Source organism: Thiocapsa sp. (genome assembly GCF_018399035.1).
In the GTDB taxonomy this organism is placed as follows: domain Bacteria; phylum Pseudomonadota; class Gammaproteobacteria; order Chromatiales; family Chromatiaceae; genus Thiocapsa.
This window is the reverse complement of record NZ_CP073760.1, coordinates 5,463,941-5,483,821: the sequence shown is the minus strand read 5'-3', so window position 1 is coordinate 5,483,821 and position 19,881 is coordinate 5,463,941. Positions and strand designations below refer to the sequence as shown.

The window sequence follows — 19,881 nt, the reverse complement described above, 5'->3', positions numbered from 1 at the left end:
CCGGGGCTCGGCGTGGGAGGTTGTGCCTCGCGCGGCTCGGCACAGACTAGGGTTCTTCTCAGCGTGGAGCGCTCCGATGCACAACTTGGCATAACGGTTTCCGGAATTCGCCTAAATCCGCCCCGGCCTTTGCCCTCAGAGACGACCGTCGACGACTTCCACCGGCAGAACGGATTTCACGTCGTAGAGGATCGACTTGGGTTTGGCCCATCGCCGGATCCCGGTCGCGCCGGTCTCGACGAAGTCGCGATGGGCGACGGCGAGGATGACGGCGTCGTAGCTGCCGGGCGGCGGGGCCTCGGGAAGGCACTCGAGGCCGTATTCGTGCTTGGCCTCGGCGCGGTCGATCCAGGGGTCGTAGCAGTCCACGGCGATGTTGTATTCGCGCAGGGCCAGGATGATGTCGATCACGCGGGTGTTGCGCAGGTCGGGGCAGTTTTCCTTGAAGGCGAGGCCGAGGACGAGGATGCGGCTGTTGCAGACACCGATGCCGCTTTGGAGCATGAGCTTGACGACGGTCTCGGCGACATGGGCGCCCATGCGGTCGTTGATGCGTCGCCCGGCGAGGATGACCTCGGGGTGGTAGCCGATGGCGACGGCCTTGTGGGTCAGATAATAGGGGTCCACACCGATGCAGTGTCCGCCGACCAGGCCGGGTCGGAAGGGGAGGAAGTTCCATTTGCTCCCGGCGGCTTCCAGCACCTCGAGGGTGTCGATGCCCAGCTTGTTGAAGATGAGGGCAAGCTCGTTCATGAGTGCGATGTTGAGATCGCGCTGGGTGTTCTCGATGACCTTGGCGGCCTCGGCGACGCGGATGCTGCTGGCCGGGTGAGTGCCGGCGGTGATGATCTCGGTGTAGAGGGCATCGACGATGGCGGCGATCTCGGGGGTGGAGCCGCTGGTGACCTTTTTGATGGTGGTCAGGCGGTGCTCGCGGTCGCCGGGGTTGATACGCTCGGGGGGAGTAGCCGCAGTAGAAGCCGTTGTGCTCGGGTGGGATGGGTGCCTTGCCCGCGGCTTCGGCGGGGTGTCGGATTGCGCTGTCGCTCGTCCGACCGACGCCCGCGCCGGAGGCTCGACGGTCGGGATTGGGCGGCGCCTCGGGGGCTGTGGTGCGGCGATCGGTGTGGATGTAGGTCAGACCCGAGCCGCGGGCGAGCACGGGAACGCAGTCTTCCTCGGTGCAGCCGGGGTAGACGGTGGATTCGTAGATGACCAGATCACCGGGTTTGAGGACCTTGCCGACGGTCTCGGACGCCTTGATCAGGGGCGTCAGGTCGGGCCGCTTGTAGTCGTCGACCGGGGTGGGCACGGTGACGATGAAGATGCGGCAAGGGCACAGGGCGCCGAGGTCGCTCGTGCAGGTGAGGTGCCGAGCGGCGGCGAGGTCTTCGGGAGTGACTTCCAGTGTGCCGTCGCGGCCGGCTCTCAGCTCGGCGATACGGGCTTGGTTGATGTCGAAGCCGATCACGGGGCGGTGTTTGGCAAATTCCACGGCGAGCGGCAGTCCGACGTAGCCCAGGCCGATGATGGCGATGGGGGTTCGCGGGTCGGTCAAGTGGGAGGTGTCCATAAGCGCTCTGATCTTCAGTTGATTTGCCGGAAAGCATCTACCGACGCGAAGGGGCGACTGAAGTCGCCCCGACAGCCGTGGAGGCGTGCGCAGTCGGGATACTGGTTCCCGGAAATCACCTTCCTTCGCACGGGCGGTGCCGGATTCGTCGCGTTAAACCGTGATTCGGTGCCGTCGGATGCAGTGGATCGCGGCGCGGATTGCGCGACATCCATGCGGGTCTGTCGAGCGGTCGTCTCCGACTTGCTTGAGGCTTGGCGGGACCGGGCAGAATAAGCTGGGGGCGTTCCGCATGTTGCCGTCTTTACCGTCGAGGATCCGCGGCGGTGTCTTGGATGGCTCGCTTCCTGGATCGACCAGGGTCGGAGCACATCAAGCCAACATCAGAAGTCGGACGATGACGAGATAGGCCGATGTCATGTTGATCTCCGTTTCGGTTCGGCCTTTTCCTGACGCCGGTAGACTACAACAGTACGCGCACGTATTCGACCGTGACGAGCATGCTCGAGTCGGCCGTGTGTCGGGCTATTGCCCTAAACGACCCCGGAGCGCCGCTGCAAGGCCGCGTCGGATTCAGCTCGGAGCTGTAGGGGCTGTAGGGGATGGCATTGTTCGTCATGTTGGCCATCGCGGCCCCTGGCGCAGAGCGCCAGGGGCATGCGTGACACCGCGGAGCGGATGTCGCGAGCTCCTTTCGGGTGTCACCAGCTTTTTGGGGGTGTCACGAGCTCTTTGGGGGTGCCGCTTCGCGGCAATCGGCGGTGGCGCTTCCGGTGGTCTCGTTTTCACGGACGGTAGCGAATCTTGGAAATCCGTGACGAAATAACGGCGATAACAACAACTGGTTGCCGTTTTGGCTCGCGAACCAGCATGGTCGATCAGACGCGTTGTAGGCCGCGCAGAGACGTTTCGGGGCGATCCTTACCCCAGGGGGGGCATACGAAGGTCTGAAAGGCGTCTCGAAGAGCTTCCGGGAGGTGTCTTGAGGATTCCGAGAGGATGCAGTATCGAGCGATCGGACGCGGATGTGCGCTTGAGTGCGCGGTGAACCGGCAGCCTAGGGGCTGGCGAAACGGGGACCGAACGGGGACGAAAACGCTGAAAATGAAAAAGGGTTACGGGCCGAAACCTGTAAACCCTTGTTTTTATGGTGCGCCCTGCAGGGCTCGAACCTGCGACCACCTGATTAAAAGACCGACCAGGCAAACACAAGCCCTTGCTAAACAACAGGTTAGCCGCTCGCGCAATGTGCAAACCTGCCCTAACTGCCCCTAATCCAGCCACGCCCGGCGGTGTTCCCGCACATTTTCCGGCACACCTTCTCGGCTACTGCGTCGACACACGACAGTGGCCTCCTCGTGTTCGTTACACCGGGGAACAAGGGCATCGCGTTGAGAATCAGGCATTGCGCACCCGACGCGATCCTCGACCCCCCGGCCAATAGTCCACAGCGCCGGATCACCCTTAAGAGAGAGTCGGCGCGCAAACGTCACGCATCGACAACGCCCTCGAATCTGCATATCCCCTAGCGGTTCCCGTCTGTTGCCACCCCCAACGATAGCCCCGATCAGAATCTCGAGGGGGTGATTCGGGGTCTGCGCCGTGATCCGCGCGGGCGTCTCTGTCTCCACGGCCCCTCCGGGACGGGAAAGAGCGCCTTCGGCGCTCACCTCGCACGCGTGCTCCAGCGCCCGCTCCTGATCAAGAGGGCCTCGGATCTCCTCAATGCCTATGTGGGGGGATCTGAGAAGAACCTGGCTGCCATGTTCCGCCAAGCCAGCACCGACGGAGCGTTGCTGTTGCTCGATGAGGCCGACAGCTTTTTGCGTGATCGCCAACTGTCGCGAGCAGGCTGGGAGATCACGCAGGTCAATGAGCTGCTGACCCAGCTGGAGTCGTTCGACGGACTGTTCGTCGCCTCGACCAACCTGCTGGAAACCATCGACATGGCGGCCCTGCGGCGCTTCGACGTCAAGATCCACTTTGACTACCTGCGTCCGGAGCAAGCCTGGACGCTATTTCGCGAGACCCTCCGTCAGGCCGGCGGACGGTTGACTCAACCCGCCCTCTGGAAGACACGTCTGGCCGGCCTGGATCGGCTCACTCCGAGCGATTTCGTCAACCAGATGGCCCGCCAGCGTTTTGCGACGGCGCGGCTTACCCCGCAGACGCTGTTCGATGGGTTGATCGTGGAGGCGGCACTGAAGGCGCGCGGCTCGATCAAGAGCTCGATCAAGCGTTCCATCGGCTTCGGGGCGGAGTTCTGATCGCGGGTCTTGTCGCGATCAGCTCGGCGAACCGGCAACCGCCGGGATCGGCCAGCGGCGGAACGCCGGTGGCCCCGACGACAGCCGGGTCCGGCGGACCGGCGACTGCGACATGATGCGCGACGCCCAGCAAAACGGAACAGTCCGGTCGAGACGATGCCGATGCCGATGCGCAGCGGACAGCGGGCGATGGGCTCCGGGCCGCTCGGGGAGATTGCCCGCGCCTCGTTGTCGAGCCAGAACTTGCGTGTGGAATGCCATCGGACGCAGGGGATACCGAGCTTGTCGATCGCCTCGGTCTGCCACTGCTCGCAGAGCTTAGCGGGCGCGAAGGCCACGATCGGCTTGCGGCGTCGCCGCGTCTTCTCCGCGCGCGGACACGGGGAATCGTCCTCTCAGAGGATTTCTTAGTGCTGCTGCCGAGCGTGGCGGGTCTGGTTCATCGTGCCGATGAAGCCGAACTTGCGCCCTTCGGCCCGCCCGATCACGCCGGCCTTGCATACAAAAGCCGAAGAGGCTGTCGGGGGCAACCCGGATCACCGGGCCGCGCCGGCCAGGAGGCATCGAGACACCAAGAGCGCTCTCGTTTGAGCAACGACTCGGCCTCGATGGAGCCATCGTTCCAGCGGTCCAACATGGCCGCCCCGCGCAGCTGCGCGACCTTCAGATCCTCGGGCGAGAGATCGACGTTGCAGGCAATGCGCACGTCCGCCACCGAATCCAGCCATTCAGGAGCGATCTCAAGCTGGTGAAGTACCCGACGACGCGCCGAGAGCTGCGCGCCTACTGCAGGTGCTCGACCAGGAAGCTCAGGTCGAGACGATGCGTGCGCGAGGAGAAACGCTTGATCAAGACACTCAAGCGGCTTCGGAGATCACCCGCTCGATCTGCAACGGGTAAACCCCGTTTTTCTGTGCAACCAGAATGGTCATCTCGCCAATGCCGGCCGTCGTGTAACCGATGGTCACGTTCCAGCTCAGGACCTCAGGTGACCTCCAGCGGATCGCGCCTATACCACATTATCTCTCGTATTACGCGCCGAAAGAGGGGCTTTTTGCGCTAGCACTCGCACTCGCGGGAGGGATCTCACTCGGTATGCTGACATCCGCATTAGCCACCCACGTAAGACCTCAATGGATCCTACCTCTCTCTCCCGTCCGAAATGGATCGCGGGACACCGAGCACAACTTAAAGCGTTCCGCCGCCCACGCCCATCCACGAAGGATTGGAGGCGGTGCGAACATATCGACCCCTTCGGCGCCGTGCACGAGCAGGGAACAGAATCATGAGAAGCCCCGGATGCCTTAGAACAGTCGATAATCCATCCGATCCATCCGATCCATCCGATCCATCCGATCCATCCGATCAGCGGATCCGCACCCTCCGCGAACCCTCCAGCGCCTATCAAGAAATGGGCGCACCCCTGCGAAACGGTGGCCTGCTATTCACCGACGATAACGGCAATCCCAACCGCATGATTGAATCACTCGCAGCGGTCAGCGTCGCCACAAGCATGTACGGGCGCATCGCATGGGATGCCACGGCAGGTACATGGTGGCTATGGGCAACGACGCACTGGGCGCCAGCTAAGCCCGGCGCCATCGAAAAACTGATCGCTGACGCCGTACATATCGGAACTGAACCAATTGGTTTCCGCCCCGCTTACTTGTCCGGTCTCACGCAGATCATCCAACGCAGGGGACTGTTGCCAAGACCTGCACCCGCTGTTGGCGTGATCCCTTTCCGCAACGGGTTGCTGGATTTACGGACCATGGCGCTGAGGCCAGCACGGCCAAATGATGCGACCGAATGGGTGCTGCCGCATGATTATGACCCGGATGCCGACTGTCCGTCGATAAAGGCGTGGCTCCTGGATGCCGTCGACGGGGATACCGAATCCGTGGATCTTTTACGAGCATGGCTTGCCGCACTCGTGCGTGGAATACCGCTGCAACATTTCCTTCTGCTACTCGGTCGAGGGGGATCGGGAAAGGGCACATTCCAACGCCTTGCCAGCGCCCTCATAGGTGACGAAAACAAGGCAATTTCCTCGCTCCGGGCACTCGAAGGCAACCGCTTCGAGGTCGCGAGATTGTACGGAAAACGGTTGGTCATGATTAATGAGGCTGGCCAACACGGCGGAGCCCTGGATATGCTCAAGGCAATTACAGGTGGCGATTATCTACCCATGGAACGCAAACATGTACAGCAAAATGGGTCATTTGTGTTTGACGGTCTCGTATTAATGGCATCCAATGAGGATCTTCACTCGACGGATAGCACGAGCGGCCTGGAACGCCGACGACTGACCGTGCAGTTCGACAGGGGCGTATCGGCACAGGAGCGCGCGACATGGGCTGCCAAAGGTGGTGAGGACCAGGTGCTGCATGCGGAGATTCCCGGCGTGATCAACTGGATCATGGCATTGACTTCGACCGAGATCCGCGCGCGATTCGATCGATATCCGGCTCGCGTGGAGGCCGATAATCTGCGCGCCCTGATGGCCGGCAACAGTGTGGCCGACTGGATGGTGGAGAGCTGCGTATTTGAGCCCACGGCGAGTGCTCAGGTTGGCTCGAAGTGCGAGATCCGCAACGGCGCTGAGGTTGCATTCGAAAACGCGCAATCGCGCTTGTATCCGTCCTATCTGACGCACCACAGGGCCAGCGGCCGCACCCGTCCAGTGTCGCTCCCGAAATTTACCTCGACCGTGTTGGATATCGGCCGGAAGCTGGGGCATCCGGTTGACAATATCCGTCACCCGAGCACCCGTGCCTCCACTCTGCTCGGACTGCGGCTGGCCAGAGACGGCGAGCGACCGACCCATCTACCCGACCTCGGAGGGTTTCCGGAGGGATCGCGCAACGTTAACTCTCTGATAAGAAATGAGCTGACGGATGACAGTAAAATAAACCGCGCGTCTGCCGACAACACCGAGATATTCTGATGATGGATGCCGCGACGACCTTTCATCGACTCGTTAGTGGTGGTTTTGCCCTCAGTGCCGATGGTGATCGTCTCTCCGTACACCCGGCAGATCGCCTCACAGATGATCTGCGTAACGGTATACGAAAAAATAAGCCTATCCTCATTCGGATGTTGCGTGAGGGACACGCTTTGCAGTCTCCACAACCTGCCGAAGATGACACATCGAAGCGCGTTGGTGTCCCGCCGCCCCTGACATTGGCCGAAGCCGGCACCATCCGCGAGGCTATTAACGAACGTGCGGCCATTATCGAGTACGATGCCGGTGCCACTCGTACCGCCGCCGGGGACAACGCGCGCTCGGTGATGCGGGTGTACCGCTATAGGCTCGTTGAGCATCCTACGACTTGGCTCGCGCTGATCGCACCCGGACTGGATCCGGCCGAGGCCCACCGCAATCTGGTTTTGCGGTTCGGTGTAACGCAAGTACTTGAGGTGGTCGAATATCGCACTTCTAAATGAAAGTAAATGGATCTTTGGGTGTGGTGTTTAACTTGGGTTCGGGTAACCTTGGTGACCACCAAGGCTTGCCCCCAGCGACCCTGCCGGCGCGCCAAGCGATTTACAGGGCGCGCCTGATCCAACGCTCAAGTGCACCGTCGATGCTTTGGTCTATAACCATCTGCTCGCGCAAACACAGGGATCGGATGTTCTCGATGGTTTTCCACGCGAACGTCGCGGCCGAATCCTCTGAGCTGCCGAAGACATGGCCCTGGAGCAGTAGCCCCCGGAGAATCCAATTGACATCGCCTCTGCTCACGGGTTGACCGTGTAGGTGGGTGGCGTCGCGGACACGTTTACCCGTCTCCTTCAGGTCGAAGCAGAGAGCTCGGATCGGATCGGAACAGGTCGATGGCATTGTGAAAAATCCAGCTATCCCCGGCTATTCACCATTTCTCTTCGCGACGGTCGGGCGTTCACCTTTTTAGTTCGCGGCACCGCGAAGTAATTCTGCAGAAACATGCCCACAAATTGCTGTTTTTGTTTTGTTTCCCCCGGTTACGGAATTGCTTCGCCGGATGCTAAGGTATGAAATGTTGCCGAATCGTCTTTACAGACGCATTGCGAAGCACTGCAAGGCTCTTGGAAACCGCATAGCGCTCTGCCATCTCGCGCTTGCGCAAGGCGTCGGGTAGGCATTCACCGAATTTCAGCTCGGCGATGAATTCTTCATCGAGCGGCAGCGCAAGCTCGGCCGTCTCGGCCAGAACCTTCTCGGCGATCGCCTTCTTCAGCGCTGCCGGATCGAGCGCGCCGGTGAAGCTGACCGCGAGGTTGTCGGCGGTGACCTTGACGGCCTCTCCGGCCAGCGCGTCGGCAATCGCCGCGTTGAGGAGCCGGCCGGCGAAGGTCCACCAAAGAATCCTGTCGTGCGCGTAGACGATGAGGAACGTCTTGCCCGGCGCGACCCAGTCGAATTCCTCACGCAGCGCTGCCATGTGCTCTATGGCGCGTCGGGAGAAGACGACGCCATCCTCATGCGCGTCCTCCTCGCCCCCGAGCACTCGGGCTACCGCCTGACAGAGCCTAAAATGCAACGGTTGACCCGCGCTCAGCCATTGTGAGCGCCCGTGCAGCTCGGTCGGCTCGACGTAGGCCTTGCGTCTTGGCCAATCGATGTACTTCGTTGCCCAAGAGCGCCCGCCCAGCGTCAGGACGGCTGGCCCCTCCTCTTTCAGGATGAAGGTCGACTGATGGACCTCTCCGATCTGCTGTCTGCCGTGAAAGACCTGGATCGACGGCGGGCTGACGAAGACCGAAAACAGCTCCATGAAGTGCTTGGCCCCGAATTGGCGCTCGCCCGATGGGCCGATCCCGACCAGACCCTGATCGGCATGGAGGATCTCGGTCTCGCGCATAAAGTCGAGGATCTGCGTCAGCTCAGTGCGCTCGAACCCCGCCAGCCCCGGCAGCCGCCCCAGCCAGGCCGGCCAGTCGGCCTTGGTGATCCCGGATTCCTGCAGGGCCAGCGCCATGATCTGTTGGGCGAAGATGTGCAACGGCATCGGCGGCGGCTCGATCGGCTCGACAAAGCCTTCGCTCCATAGCTGCAGCAGACCGACGGCCGGCAGAAACGCCTCCTCCCTGGTGATCAGAAAGAGACAGTTCCGTGCCGTCCCGGCGCGTCGACCGGTTCGCCCGATGCGCTGCAGAAAGGACGCCACCGTGCCCGGCGCATCGATCTGAATGACCCGATCCAGATCACCCACGTCGATGCCCAGCTCCAGGGTACTGGTCGCGACGATCACGCAATCCTGCCCCTGGCTGAACGCCGCCTCTGCCGCGTGCCGCTCCTCGAGGCTGAGGCAGCTGTGCGAGACGTAGGTGCTCACGCCCAACCCGCGCAGCGCGATGGCAAGCTCTTCGACCCTGGCCCGGCTATCGCAGAACACCAGCCGCTTCTCGCCTCGATGCAGTCTGGAGATGATCAGCGCCGCGTTGCGCAGGTTGCCGACCCAATCGAGCGCGATCTGCGGCGCTGCGCCCGCGTCCGTCCGCGGATCGATGACGCTGCGGGGCTGTGCGAAGCCTGCGGCCAGCCAGTCGCAGAGCTGCTCGGGGTTGCCGACCGTTGCCGAGAGTCCCAGGCGCTGCAATTCGCGGCCCGCGATGTGACCCAGCCGTTCGAGCACATACATCAGGTGCCAGCCACGATCGTCGCCGGCGAAGGCGTGGACCTCGTCGATGATGACGCAGCGCAGATTCGCGAACAACCGCCGATGGTCGATGCGTTTGGAGATCAGCATCACCTCCAGTGACTCGGGGGTCGTCAGGAGGATGTCCGGCGGATCGGCGACGAGCCTGGCCTTGCGCCCCGGGCCGACATCGCCGTGCCACAGCGCAACACGGCGCCCCAGCAATCCGGCGTAGTACGCCAGCCGCGGCTCGAGGTTGTTCAGCAGCGCTTTGATCGGACAGATGTAGAGGACGCCGAGCCCTTCCCAGCGCTCGCTCAGCATGCGCGAGAGCACCGGAAAGGCCGCCGCTTCGGTCTTGCCGCCGGCGGTCGGGGCGAGCAGGATGGCGTGCTCCCCGCGCAGGATCGGCTCGATGGCCGACTCCTGCAGCGGACGCAGTGACCTCCAGCCGAGGCTGTTGACGATGTGGTGCTGTAGCGCGGGATGCAGACGATCGAAGGCGCTCACAGATCCAGCTCGATGTCGTCGACGCCCTCGGGCGGATCGCGCGGCACGCTCGACAGCGGTCAGCTCCCGGTCGCCGACGGTCAGTGCATAGTGCTGCCGCGGGTCGAAGTCGGTGAACTGATCGACGCGATCCAGGACCTCGCCGACCAGCTTCTTCAGAAACAGCCGCGGGGCGATCCCGACCTTGCCGCCGAGCGCGCCCGTCACGGCCCCGGCGAGCGCGGCGACATAGGTGTCGTCGACCATCTCGGCGAGGCGCCCGGGCGCCCTGCCCTCTGCCCGACCCTCTGCATACAGATCCCGCACCTTGCGGCCCACCTCGCACAAGGACGCGACGTCGAAGCCCTTGAGCCGAATCTGCACGGCTCGGGGATTGTCGAAGCGTGCGTCGGTCGCGAAGTCCACGGCAAGACGCTGCGCCAAGGGCGGCAAGCGCTGCACCCCCATGGGTCCGTCGAAGAATGCCGTCGTCCCGGTGATCACCAGATAGAGCCCCGGAAAACGTCCGCTGTCGATCTCGTCCATGAGCTGCCGCAGCGCATTCAGGCTCTTGTCGCGGACGTCGCCGCGCATGCGCTGCAGGGTTTCGACCTCGTCCAGGACCAAGAGCAGCCCCGGATGGCCGGAGTCTTTCAGAATCGTCAGCACGCCCTGCAGGAAGCTCAAGGCGCCGAAATGGTCGATGTCCCCTTTGATACTGGCGTAACGCTTGATCGTCGCGGCGATGTTCGGCTGGCCGGCCATCCAGGCCAGCAGCCCGTCGGCGATGTCGTCGCGCCCTTCAAGCAGCGCGCGCCGATAGGCCCGCAGGGTCAGCGCAAAGGCCGGTGCGGAGCGCACCACCTCGCCGAGACGTTTCTCCATGAGCGCGTCGGTGGCCTGCATCAAGGCTGCGACGTCGTCGGGATCCACTTCGCCCTGAGCGATCACGTCCTCCTCGAGCGCAAAGAACCAGGCATCGATGACATTACGGAAGGCCCCGGAGGGCGAATCCGCCGTGGTCAGACGCTCGATCAGACGCCGGTAGACCGTCTCCAGGCGGTGCAGCGGCGTCTCGGTCTCGGAGATCTGCACCTCGGCGCAGGCGAAGCCCAGGCGCTGGGCGCGCTCGCGCAGCCAGCGGGCGATGAAGGTCTTGCCGCTGCCGTACTCGCCGCGAATCGCCTTGAACTGCCCACGCCCGCGCGCGACCTTTGTCAGCTCGTCGTCGAATGCGCCCTCGAAGGGCGCGAGCCCCACCGCAAGCGCGTCGAGCCCGTATTGCGGCACGGTGCCGCGCCGCAGTGCGTCGATGATGTCGTCTCTGCGCTGCTGGCTGATGCTCATAGCTCGAATTGCATCTTCAGCGAGGCCAGATCGAGCCGGATCGTCTTGGACACCCGATCGATCGCCAGGACCGGATAGCCATCGACGTTCAGCAGCTTCTGCACGCCCGCCAGGAGTCCGTTCAGGCGGATCTCGGGGAGACCCAAGCCTTGCGCCACGGCGGCGGCCATCTGCTGACCGCCCGCCCGGGAGAGCAGCTCCAGGAGCTGCCGAAGCTGCGTCTCGCTCACCATCACCCGAGCGCTGCGCGCCTTCATCTGCGCATAAACCGGCGAGACCATGAGGGCCGCGATCCAATCGCCCTCGCCCGCCGCTTCGGAACCCGACTCGGAATCCGGCACAGGACCGGGCACGGCACCGGGCTCAGAAGCGGATGTCGGCAGTGCGGCGAACAGGTCAAGGTTGCGCGCGTCCCGCTTCGACGGCTTCGGCGGTCTGGCCGAAGACGTCGGGACCGCATCACCCAAGGCCGTGGCATTCGGCTCCGCAACCGGCCCGAGCGCCCACCAATCGGGCGCCTGTCGCGCGACTTCCCGCCAACCCTCGATCGGCCCGGTCTCGCCGGCACTTCGATAAACGCCGAACGGAATCAGCACTTCTTGGAGCGAGCCGCCGCCGTGATAACCCATCTTCTTCGCCGTATAGCGAATCCGCTCGGACCAGGGCAGGATGACCTGGTTGCCGGGAAGCACGACGCGCTCGCCCGAGACCCGCACCTCGCCGACCCCGACCGGCTCACTCGATGGCTTGAAGCGCTCCGCCTCGGCAGCCGTTTTCACGAGCGTCATGTCGTGATCCAACACATGGCCATGGTCGCTCGTGAGGATCACCAGCCTTCGCGACTCCCGGGCGGCCTCCAGGATCCGGCGCAGCACGCCGATCGATGCCACCGACCAGCGCACGGACACCTGCGCACCGCTGCTCAACTGGTCATCGACCGCATTGATGACCGCACCGACGACCTTATGCGACTGGCCCGCGATGACCTCGCGCACCTCTTCGGCCAAAGCACCACTGCCCGCCTGCTGGAGATCGACCTTGTGAAACAACCGGGGAGGACACTTCGTTGAGGAGAGCCTCTTCAAGGCGGGATGCGCGGCAAAGGCCTTCTTCTCGTCCGCACCGCCGCCCTCGCCCAGCGTGCCGGCCAGCAAGGCATAGCGGCTGATCCGGGTGATCGTCGGCAAGGCGGCGAGCAGACAACAGGGGCGGGTGCTGTCAGCGGGTTGCAGCTCCACCCATCCGTCGTGCAGCAGATCGCCTGCAAGCTCGCGGTAGACCGCCTGACTCATCCCGTCGAGCACCAGGACCAGCACCGGCTGCTGCTTCGCCAGCGGAGCGACCAGGCCCTCCATCGCCCGCTCGACCGGCAAGACCGACGCATCGACCTGATCTCCCCGTGCGATCGCCGGCAGATGGTGCGAGAAGCGCTCGTTCAGACGCTCGCGCCGCGCGGAAATCTGGCCGACCAACTGCGTGTAGACACGATTCAGGGCCTCGTGCGCGTCGCCCGACCAGAGGCGGCTGCGGGCCCAGTCCAGATAGCCGCCGCTCTCGACATAGTCTCCGATCTCCTCCGGCAGGCTCCCCGCTCCGTCTCCTCGGTTCTCAGCCAACGGCAGGCGCGGACCGCCAGCTCTGCCGTGCCGAGCTGCTCCGTGCGGACCTTGGCGAGTTGATGACGTTGAAGATCCGACAGGGCGGAAAGCGCGGGCTCGATCGGTTTGCCCGCAAGCGCCGTTTTGAGCGTCTGCGCGAGCCGATCGAGCCGCAGGCTGAAACCACCCGGAAGCAGGTCGGAAGAGGCCGCGAGCGGGCGCATGTCGAGACTCGCCAGGAGTTGCTCGGCTTGCGCAAGCGGAGCATCCAGCGTGCGATAAGGGTGGTCGGCCAGAAACCGTTCCAGATAAGCCACGGTGGTGCGGCTGTAGTCCTGCAGCGTCGTATCCTCGATCCGAGCACCGCCGATGAGGCGCTCGCGCAGCCGGCCCCGGGCCTGGAAGACGGCCTGGTCCGGCGTCAGCCCGTCGCGATACAGCACCGAGCAGACCAGGCCAATCGCCACCATGTCGCCCGCGTGCCCTTGTCGCCACAGGCTCAGGACCAGCTCGGTCGAGGCGCCGAGCCGGGGCGCCAGCCAGTCACCCAGGTGCGCGATCAGGGGCTCGGGGAGCGATGAGACCGCCGCGCCGACCTGCGATCCGCGCGACCAATCCAGAAGCGCATCCAGATCGAGCGCATCGGCCGTGAAATCGAGCCGCGCCAACGCCAGGGCGCGCCACGCCTTGTCGACATCCAGCACATCGCCGAACTGAATCCGCCCGCGATAGCGGTCATAGGCATCGACCAGGGCCTCGGCAATCCAGCGATAAGGTTTGCCGGTCAGACGCGGATCGATCTGGCGCACCCGCAACAGCTGCTCCAGTGTCCGCCAGGGGCTGATGCGCTTCGGCTCGCAACCCCAGAGGCGCGCTAAGACGTCCTTGGACAGGCGCGTTTCATCGAAAGGCGAGAGCATCACCAGACGCTCGTCCCCCGTCGCGTGCGTCACCAGCAGCTCGCGCATCGCCAGCTCCGAGGGGCAGTAGACGACCCGCAGCCGCGTGTCCGAGAGCTGCCGCCGCAGCTCGCGCGGCTCGATGGGCTCGGGCCAGACCAGCGCAATCCGATCCGCCTCGGCGTCCTTGGTCAGGATCGCCTGCACCTGAGTGAGCACGGAGTTCGGGAGCGCGGCGGGGTCCGAGACGGACGGATTCGATAAGGCAGCGATCATCTGGAGCTCTTATGATGAGACCGTTCAGTGGCGTCCGAGCACTTCGCCACAAAACGCGGCTGGCGTCAGAATCCGCGTCCGCCCAAGGGATCCCCGCTGCAACAGGCCCGCCCGGCGGTCACCCGTGACCAGATAATCCGCCTCGCCGGCCCGGGCCATCGCGAGCAGGAAGGCATCGTCCGGATCAGCGGTCTCGAAGCCGTCGGGGAGCGCCTCGAGCACGATCGCGCGCTGAAGGTTGTTGATCATCAAACCGACCTTCGCGGGTTGCAGCACGGCCTGTAACTTGGGATACCGACTGGCGCGGCGGATCTCCTCCAACTGCGCCCGGGAAGTCACCAGGGTGAAGCGCGCGGTCCGCCACGCCCGATAGATGCTGTCGGGTGGACCATGGGGTGAGATCAGCGCGCTGAAGAAGATGTTCGTGTCCAGCACCACGCGCACGACTAGCGCTTAGCCCAGGCCAGCGCTTCATCGACCATGGCATCGATCGCGTGCTCACCGACCGCCGCGTTGGCGGTCTTCGCCTCCTCCGCGCTCAACTCCAGGATATGCGCCTGCACCGCTTCCTCGATGAAGCGCGACAGACCGCCCTTGCGCCCGGCGCCGCGACTGGCTAGGAACATGCGCAGGGCTTGGTCGGTTTCATCGGAGACTGCCACGTTCCAGCGTGTCATAACGGTTGCTCATCAATCGGTGTTTATGTGTTTATACGCCCGTCGATCGACCGAGGCAACGCTCCCCCCGTTGATGAAGGGGCTTGCACCTGAAATCCGGACCCCACCGGCGTCGGAATCGTCAGCCGTCCGTGTCCGCGATGACCTGATAACGGATATCCAGTGTCACCCCGTCCTGCAGCAGCGGCTCGATCTCCTTCAGAACGCGGCGGGCCTCGTCGACCTCCAAGCCTTGGCGATCGTCTTTCTTCAGCACCTTCTTGCCCTTGCGTCCCGGGGCGGCTCCGGTGGCGGCACGACCGGGGGAACGACCGGCGGCAGCCGGATCAGCCGCGTCGCATCCGCCTGGGCCTGCTTGAGCGCATCGGCCAGGGAGGTGACCAGCTCGTCCGCCGCCAGTGCGTCGGCCACGGCGCGCTTGATCCGCACACCCTCGCCGCCGTCCCAGACGGCCTCCAACAAGGCCCAGTTGTTGTCCGCAATGGCATTGCTCACGCGCGTCGCGGCGATGATGCTGCGGGCCAGCGCCGGCAGGCTGGTGACGGGTGTGATGCCCGCCAAAGCGCCGACCAATGCAGGCCCTTCGCGCCCGTGCAGATCCTCCAGCACAGCGACGGCAAGTGTGGCATTGGCGAGTCGATTGCCGCTCGCCGAAAGACCCAAGGCGCCGAGCTGGTCGGTCAGCTCGGCCAGCAGCGTACGACAGGGCTCCAGCGAGGTCTTGACCGCGTCGCGCACCTCTTTTTGCAGCGCGTTCTGGTTGTTCGCCGTCCTCAGGGGATTGATCGTCAGGCCGAACAAGGCCCCCGCGTGATCCAGCGCCGGCTTCCAGAGCGCAGGCTCGGCCAGATCCTGCTTGATCAACACCAGGTCGTCGCGGATGTCCTTCAGCGTGAAATCCTCGTAAGGACCGCCGTGAAAGGTAAAGGCGTACTGGCCGTGCTCGGCAAAGATCAGGATGAGTAGATTCTGCACGGCCGTCGGCAGCCCCTTGGGCTGCGGCCGGTCCATCGCCGCGCGCAGCGCCCCCACGGTCACCTCCCCGCCCGCTTTGGCCAGCTCGCGCCCGAGGTGCTGAGGCCAGTCCTCCTTGAAGATGAAGTGACGCTCGTGCATCTCCCCGAGCTTCAGCGGCTGGGCGATCTGGCGCATCAGCGGACGCAGCGGGCTGTCCACGTCGATGCGCCCGTGCGGGGCATGGATGGCGCGGCGCAGCTCCGTGAAGACCTTGCCCAGATCGCCCGGTCGGACCTCGCCGTCACCTTGAAGCTCAAAAAAGGCCGGATGATCCGGGTACTGAAACGCCAGCGCCTGCCCGAGCAGTTGCTCGAAGGCCCGCGCCATGGTCGTGCCCTGCGGCGGCCTCGGCGTGAATCCGGGCTGCAGAGACATGAGCTGCGATTCGAGCAGATCGGTGTTGTCGAGCGATCCGGGCAAGGGTGCCGCGACACCGTAGGCGCCCATCAGGATGTCTTTCATCTGCTGGCGCAGTTGGCTGCGCTGATTCTCCAGCAGTGTCCGAGCGCTCGCCCGATCCTGCGGGCTGAGATGGCGGCTGTAGCGGTTGAAGCTGTCCTCGCTCTTGAGGATGTCTTCGAGCACGACCAGCTTGCCCAGATTCTGCCGGGCGCTCTGACTGAGAAAATAGGGCAGCCAGCAGAGGGTTCGCGCCTGTCCGCCCGCGCCCTCGTAATCCCTGACCTTGGCCTGATCGTCGGTCGGCGAGTAGTTGCCGGTGTCGAAGGGAAAGTCGATGATGAGCTTCCATTGCTCGTCGCGCGCCTCGAAATAGCGCTCGTCGGTGATCTCGCGGATGTTCTGGAACAACACCTCCACGCGCCGACGGGTGCCGCGCCACAGCCACTCGTGCTCGACGAAGAGTTGATTGTCGTCGCGAACCCCGAAGGCAGCGAAGACCATCTCCTTGACCAGACGTCGGCGGTTGCCGTCGTTGTCGTTGATGCGCGCCTGCTCGAGGATGCCCTCGGTATCCACGCCCGAGAGCTGTATGCCGATGATCGGGCTGGTGTCTTCCGAGATCTTGATCTCGCCCACCTGCCCCGCCCATTTACGGCACTTCTGCAGCACCGTGCGGGCCTCCTGGCCGGGGATGGGCGAGCGGATGGTGCCGTGATTCAGGGCCGCGAGCTTGGTCGCCGTGAGCTGCTTGAAGCTCTCGACCTCGGGAACCAGCGCGGCCAGCACCAGCGTCTTGAGCAGACGCAGGTCGTTGTTGAAGGCGTGCCGGCGCGGATCGCCCGGCGGCAGCTCCCGGAGTGCCTGGACGCCGATCTGATGCTCCAACTCCAGCAGCGGGATCAGCTTGCGCTCGAACAGCAGCTTGGCGTTGTCGAAATGCTGGCGCATCTGCTCGGAAAAGGGCTCCGCTTCGGAGGCGATGACGTCGTAGAGATCGCCCACCGGGATAACACTGCCCAGCGCCAGGGTCTCGCGTTGCTCCACCAGCAGCATCAGCATGACCTTGAGCGCCGTGCGCTCGCGCTGCAGCGCCGAGGACAGCGCGACCAGCGCCTGCACCAGGGCCGGGCTGAAGGGATAGAGCGCACGGAACATCTCGCGGTCGCCCCCGCTGGTGAGCAGCAGGTTGAAGGCGTCTTCGCGCATCGTCTCGGTCTGGGCAAAGGCCGCATCGATCTGGCCCCGCGCCGCCGCGTCGAGGGGCGCAAGCAGACGCCGCTGGGCGATCACCGGCAGGTTGCGATCCTCCAGCGTGATCGTGTGGAAGCGCCCCTCCCAGTATTTCAGCGAGTCGCTCAGGATCTCCTGCTCGACCCCGCTGTACTGATCGCCGACGAACTCGCGCAGGTCGCGCTGACGGGCGATGAAGCTGATCACCGGCAGCTCGCGCGGGATGCCGGTCTCGACCAGCTTGACGACCTTCTGGATCTCGCTGTTGATGAAGTTGCGGTCCGACAGGCGGCTCGCGAGCCAGAGGATGAGCTCGTCGAGAAAGAGGATGACCGCGTCGTAGCCAAGCGCCTTGGCGTGCCGGGTCATGACGCGCAGCCCCTCGTCGAACTCGAGATAGCCGCCGCTTTGGGTGTTGGCCAGGTCCGCGAACGCTGTAAACAGACTCCCGACCAGATCGCTCACCAGCCGGTCGCGGTCGTGCTCGTCCGCGTGCCCCCGCGTCGGTCCGGACGTTACCGCATCGAAGCTCACGGCATCCCAGCCGGTCGCGACATCCCCCCAACCGTCGTCGCTTCCGCCAGACCGCCCGCCAGCCTCGCCCGCGGCGTTCAGCGCGGCGAAGAAGCGCTCGTCCCCCAGGTGCCGGCGCATCGCCCGGGCGTCCTCGAAGAGACGCCGGCTCATATAGAAGCCGGGGACCGGGGCGTTCGGGTGGAGCTTGCGGATGTGCCGCGCATAGCCGCCGAGCACGCCGGCCTCGATGCTCGCGGCGCCGATCATGTGATAGGGCACCAGCAGGATGTTGCGGCTCTGCATCCAGTCGCTGTGCTTGGCGACCGCAGTCCCCAGCTCCGGGATGGCGCGCGCCAGGACATGGCCCTGCAGCAGCAGGTGCAGCACCGCCATGAAGTGCGACTTACCCGTGCCGAAGCTGCCGTGCAGATAAGCGCCCTTGTTGCGGTTCCGCCCGCCCGTGACCGCGCTCTTCACGAAGCTCAGGGCGTCTTCGAAACAGCGCGCGAGCTGCGGGGTGACGACATAGTCCCGGAGCGTCTGCTCGACGGCGTCCTCCTCCAGGCCGCTGGCCAGGTTGAGCACGAAATCCCCGCGCTGGACGCGCTCGGGGATGTGGATCAGGTCTTTGATCAAGTCAGACATGTGATTTATCGGCGTCCTTGGTCGATCAACGGGGTCCGCGTCCAGCACGGGCATCGGCGAGCATCCGAAATCGCATAGCACGTGAGCCCAAGAAGCACTCGCCGAATTTGATTACGACCGCTTGAGGTCGCGATAGAAGTTCTCATGGGGGCCGATCGCCTCGAGATAGATGAGACGAACGCTGTCATCCAGGCTGTACCCGAGCAGATACAACTGGCCCTGACTGTGGAATTTATAGACGCGCAATGCGGCCAGATCGCCCTTCTTCCGGTCGCCCAGCAGGGGGTTCGCCGCAATCGCCAGCGCCGCGGTGTCCACATCGGCGGCGACGTTCGGTGACAGTTTCTTATAGGCTCGGGCAAAGCGCCTGGTCTGTTCCAGGGCGTAGCTCATCCGCCACGCCGGCCCGGCTCGAAGGGAATAGCGTCCTCGCGCGGCTCGTCCAAAGAGGCCAGTGACTCGGCAATGAAGCTGACCGGCAGATCCGGATTGTCCAGGGCGGCGCGCCCGATACGCGCCCAGTACTCCACCTGTCCGGCAATCGTCCGATGCTCAACGGCCGCGTCGGTCTTGGCTTGTTCGTACAGTCGCTGATCGATCCGAATGGATGTTGAAACCGGCATGTCACACACTCCTGACGTGGTCCACTGAACTCAGCCTCCCGCCCGACTCTACCACATTTGTGGTTATGCCTGCGTTCCGCCCTCCTGTCTGGATCCAAACACCACCCGATCATAGAGTTCGCGCACCGACAGTCGGCAGTCCAGCGCCTCCAGCAGAATCTCCGCTTGCGGGTCCGCATAGGCGTCGAGCAGCCAGCGGCCGTCCGGCTGGCGGGTGAAGACATCCACCGCGACCTGGTCCTGCGCGATCAGCAGATAGTGGCGTAAGCTCGGCAACCGACGGTAGAGCGCGAACTTGCCGCCGCGGTCATAGGCCTCGGTCGAGGGCGAGAGCACTTCGGCGATCAGCACCGGATTGGTCAGCACATCGCGCCGCTCATCATGGAAGACCGGGGCGTCACAGATCACGCTGACATCCGGATAGGCACAGACATCGGCGGTCTCGATGCGGATCCGCATGTCGCTGGTGAGGACTGTACAGGGGCCACCATCCAGGTGATTGCCAAGCCGTCTGGTCACATTGGCCGCGATCAGACTGTGCTCATAGCTCCCGCCGGTCATGGCGAAGACCTGACCGGCAACGTATTCGTGCTTCACATCGATCGATTCACGCTCGACCGCCAGATAGTCCTCGAAACGATACTCGGGTGTGAGTTGTGTCTGCATGGTCTCGCTCCTCCGATAGCCCCTGCTGTACACGC

Annotated in this window: 13 protein-coding genes and 2 pseudogenes; 3 read left to right on the top strand and 12 right to left on the bottom strand. The window is 64.1% G+C overall.

The annotated features are described in order from the left end of the window. Window positions 1–135 precede the first annotated feature (135 nt). Together KFB96_RS25030 and KFB96_RS25025 are read right to left on the bottom strand one after the other, a co-directional pair. A pseudogene (locus KFB96_RS25030) lies at window positions 136–1,573 on the bottom strand (nucleotide sugar dehydrogenase). 463 nt (window positions 1,574–2,036) lie between these two features. Further along, the gene (locus tag KFB96_RS25025; protein WP_213455810.1) at window positions 2,037–2,192 is read right to left on the bottom strand and encodes a hypothetical protein; all 156 of its coding nucleotides are present in this window, start codon (window positions 2,190–2,192) and stop codon (window positions 2,037–2,039) included. A 964-nt stretch (window positions 2,193–3,156) separates the two neighbouring features. Here KFB96_RS25025 and KFB96_RS25020 point away from each other — a divergent pair. Further along, complete coding sequence (locus KFB96_RS25020; protein WP_213455812.1) at window positions 3,157–3,840, top strand: ATP-binding protein; 684 nt, start codon at window positions 3,157–3,159, stop codon at window positions 3,838–3,840. A gap of 484 nt (window positions 3,841–4,324) precedes the next feature. On the opposite strand, the gene KFB96_RS25015 is transcribed toward KFB96_RS25020, so the two are convergent. Continuing rightward, window positions 4,325–4,546, bottom strand: a complete 222-nt coding sequence (locus KFB96_RS25015) for a hypothetical protein (protein WP_213455814.1) — start codon at window positions 4,544–4,546, stop codon at window positions 4,325–4,327. Between the two features lie 579 nt (window positions 4,547–5,125). Between KFB96_RS25015 and KFB96_RS25010 the strand changes: the two genes are divergently transcribed. After that, the gene (locus tag KFB96_RS25010; RefSeq protein ID WP_213455816.1) at window positions 5,126–6,787 is read left to right on the top strand and encodes a phage/plasmid primase, P4 family; all 1,662 of its coding nucleotides are present in this window, start codon (window positions 5,126–5,128) and stop codon (window positions 6,785–6,787) included. Then, window positions 6,787–7,287 carry a hypothetical protein gene (locus tag KFB96_RS25005; protein WP_213455818.1) on the top strand — a complete coding sequence of 167 codons (501 nt, stop codon included), beginning with the start codon at window positions 6,787–6,789 and terminating at the stop codon, window positions 7,285–7,287. The genes KFB96_RS25010 and KFB96_RS25005 overlap by 1 nt, the downstream gene beginning before the upstream one ends. Window positions 7,288–7,847: 560 nt before the next feature. Here the strand turns inward: KFB96_RS25005 and brxD are convergent. The 9 genes and pseudogenes from brxD to KFB96_RS24960 form a co-directional block, all read right to left on the bottom strand. Next, entirely contained in the window at window positions 7,848–11,297 is a 3,450-nt protein-coding gene (gene brxD / locus KFB96_RS27290) for a BREX system ATP-binding protein BrxD (RefSeq protein WP_300971070.1), read from the bottom strand. After that, window positions 11,294–14,070, bottom strand: a pseudogene (pglZ, locus tag KFB96_RS27755) (BREX-2 system phosphatase PglZ). The gene brxD and the pseudogene pglZ overlap by 4 nt, the downstream one beginning before the upstream one ends. A gap of 24 nt (window positions 14,071–14,094) precedes the next feature. Further along, the gene (locus KFB96_RS24985) at window positions 14,095–14,514 is read right to left on the bottom strand and encodes a putative toxin-antitoxin system toxin component, PIN family (RefSeq protein WP_213455825.1); all 420 of its coding nucleotides are present in this window, start codon (window positions 14,512–14,514) and stop codon (window positions 14,095–14,097) included. A 2-nt stretch (window positions 14,515–14,516) separates the two neighbouring features. Continuing rightward, window positions 14,517–14,747, bottom strand: a complete 231-nt coding sequence (locus KFB96_RS24980; protein WP_213455827.1) for a ribbon-helix-helix domain-containing protein — start codon at window positions 14,745–14,747, stop codon at window positions 14,517–14,519. A gap of 121 nt (window positions 14,748–14,868) precedes the next feature. Further along, window positions 14,869–15,003: a hypothetical protein gene (locus KFB96_RS27280; protein ID WP_300971063.1), complete on the bottom strand. Its 135-nt coding sequence runs from the start codon at window positions 15,001–15,003 to the stop codon at window positions 14,869–14,871. Then, window positions 14,997–18,557: a phage resistance protein gene (locus KFB96_RS24975; protein WP_213501619.1), complete on the bottom strand. Its 3,561-nt coding sequence runs from the start codon at window positions 18,555–18,557 to the stop codon at window positions 14,997–14,999. The genes KFB96_RS27280 and KFB96_RS24975 overlap by 7 nt, the downstream gene beginning before the upstream one ends. 111 nt (window positions 18,558–18,668) lie before the next feature. After that, window positions 18,669–18,950, bottom strand: coding sequence for a type II toxin-antitoxin system RelE/ParE family toxin (locus KFB96_RS24970; RefSeq protein WP_213455831.1), 282 nt, complete (start codon window positions 18,948–18,950; stop codon window positions 18,669–18,671). Then, complete coding sequence (locus KFB96_RS24965; protein WP_213455833.1) at window positions 18,947–19,180, bottom strand: ParD-like family protein; 234 nt, start codon at window positions 19,178–19,180, stop codon at window positions 18,947–18,949. Before KFB96_RS24965 ends, KFB96_RS24970 begins: the two co-directional genes overlap by 4 nt. A gap of 63 nt (window positions 19,181–19,243) precedes the next feature. Further along, window positions 19,244–19,846, bottom strand: coding sequence for a Uma2 family endonuclease (locus KFB96_RS24960; protein WP_213455835.1), 603 nt, complete (start codon window positions 19,844–19,846; stop codon window positions 19,244–19,246). Window positions 19,847–19,881: the final 35 nt, after the last annotated feature.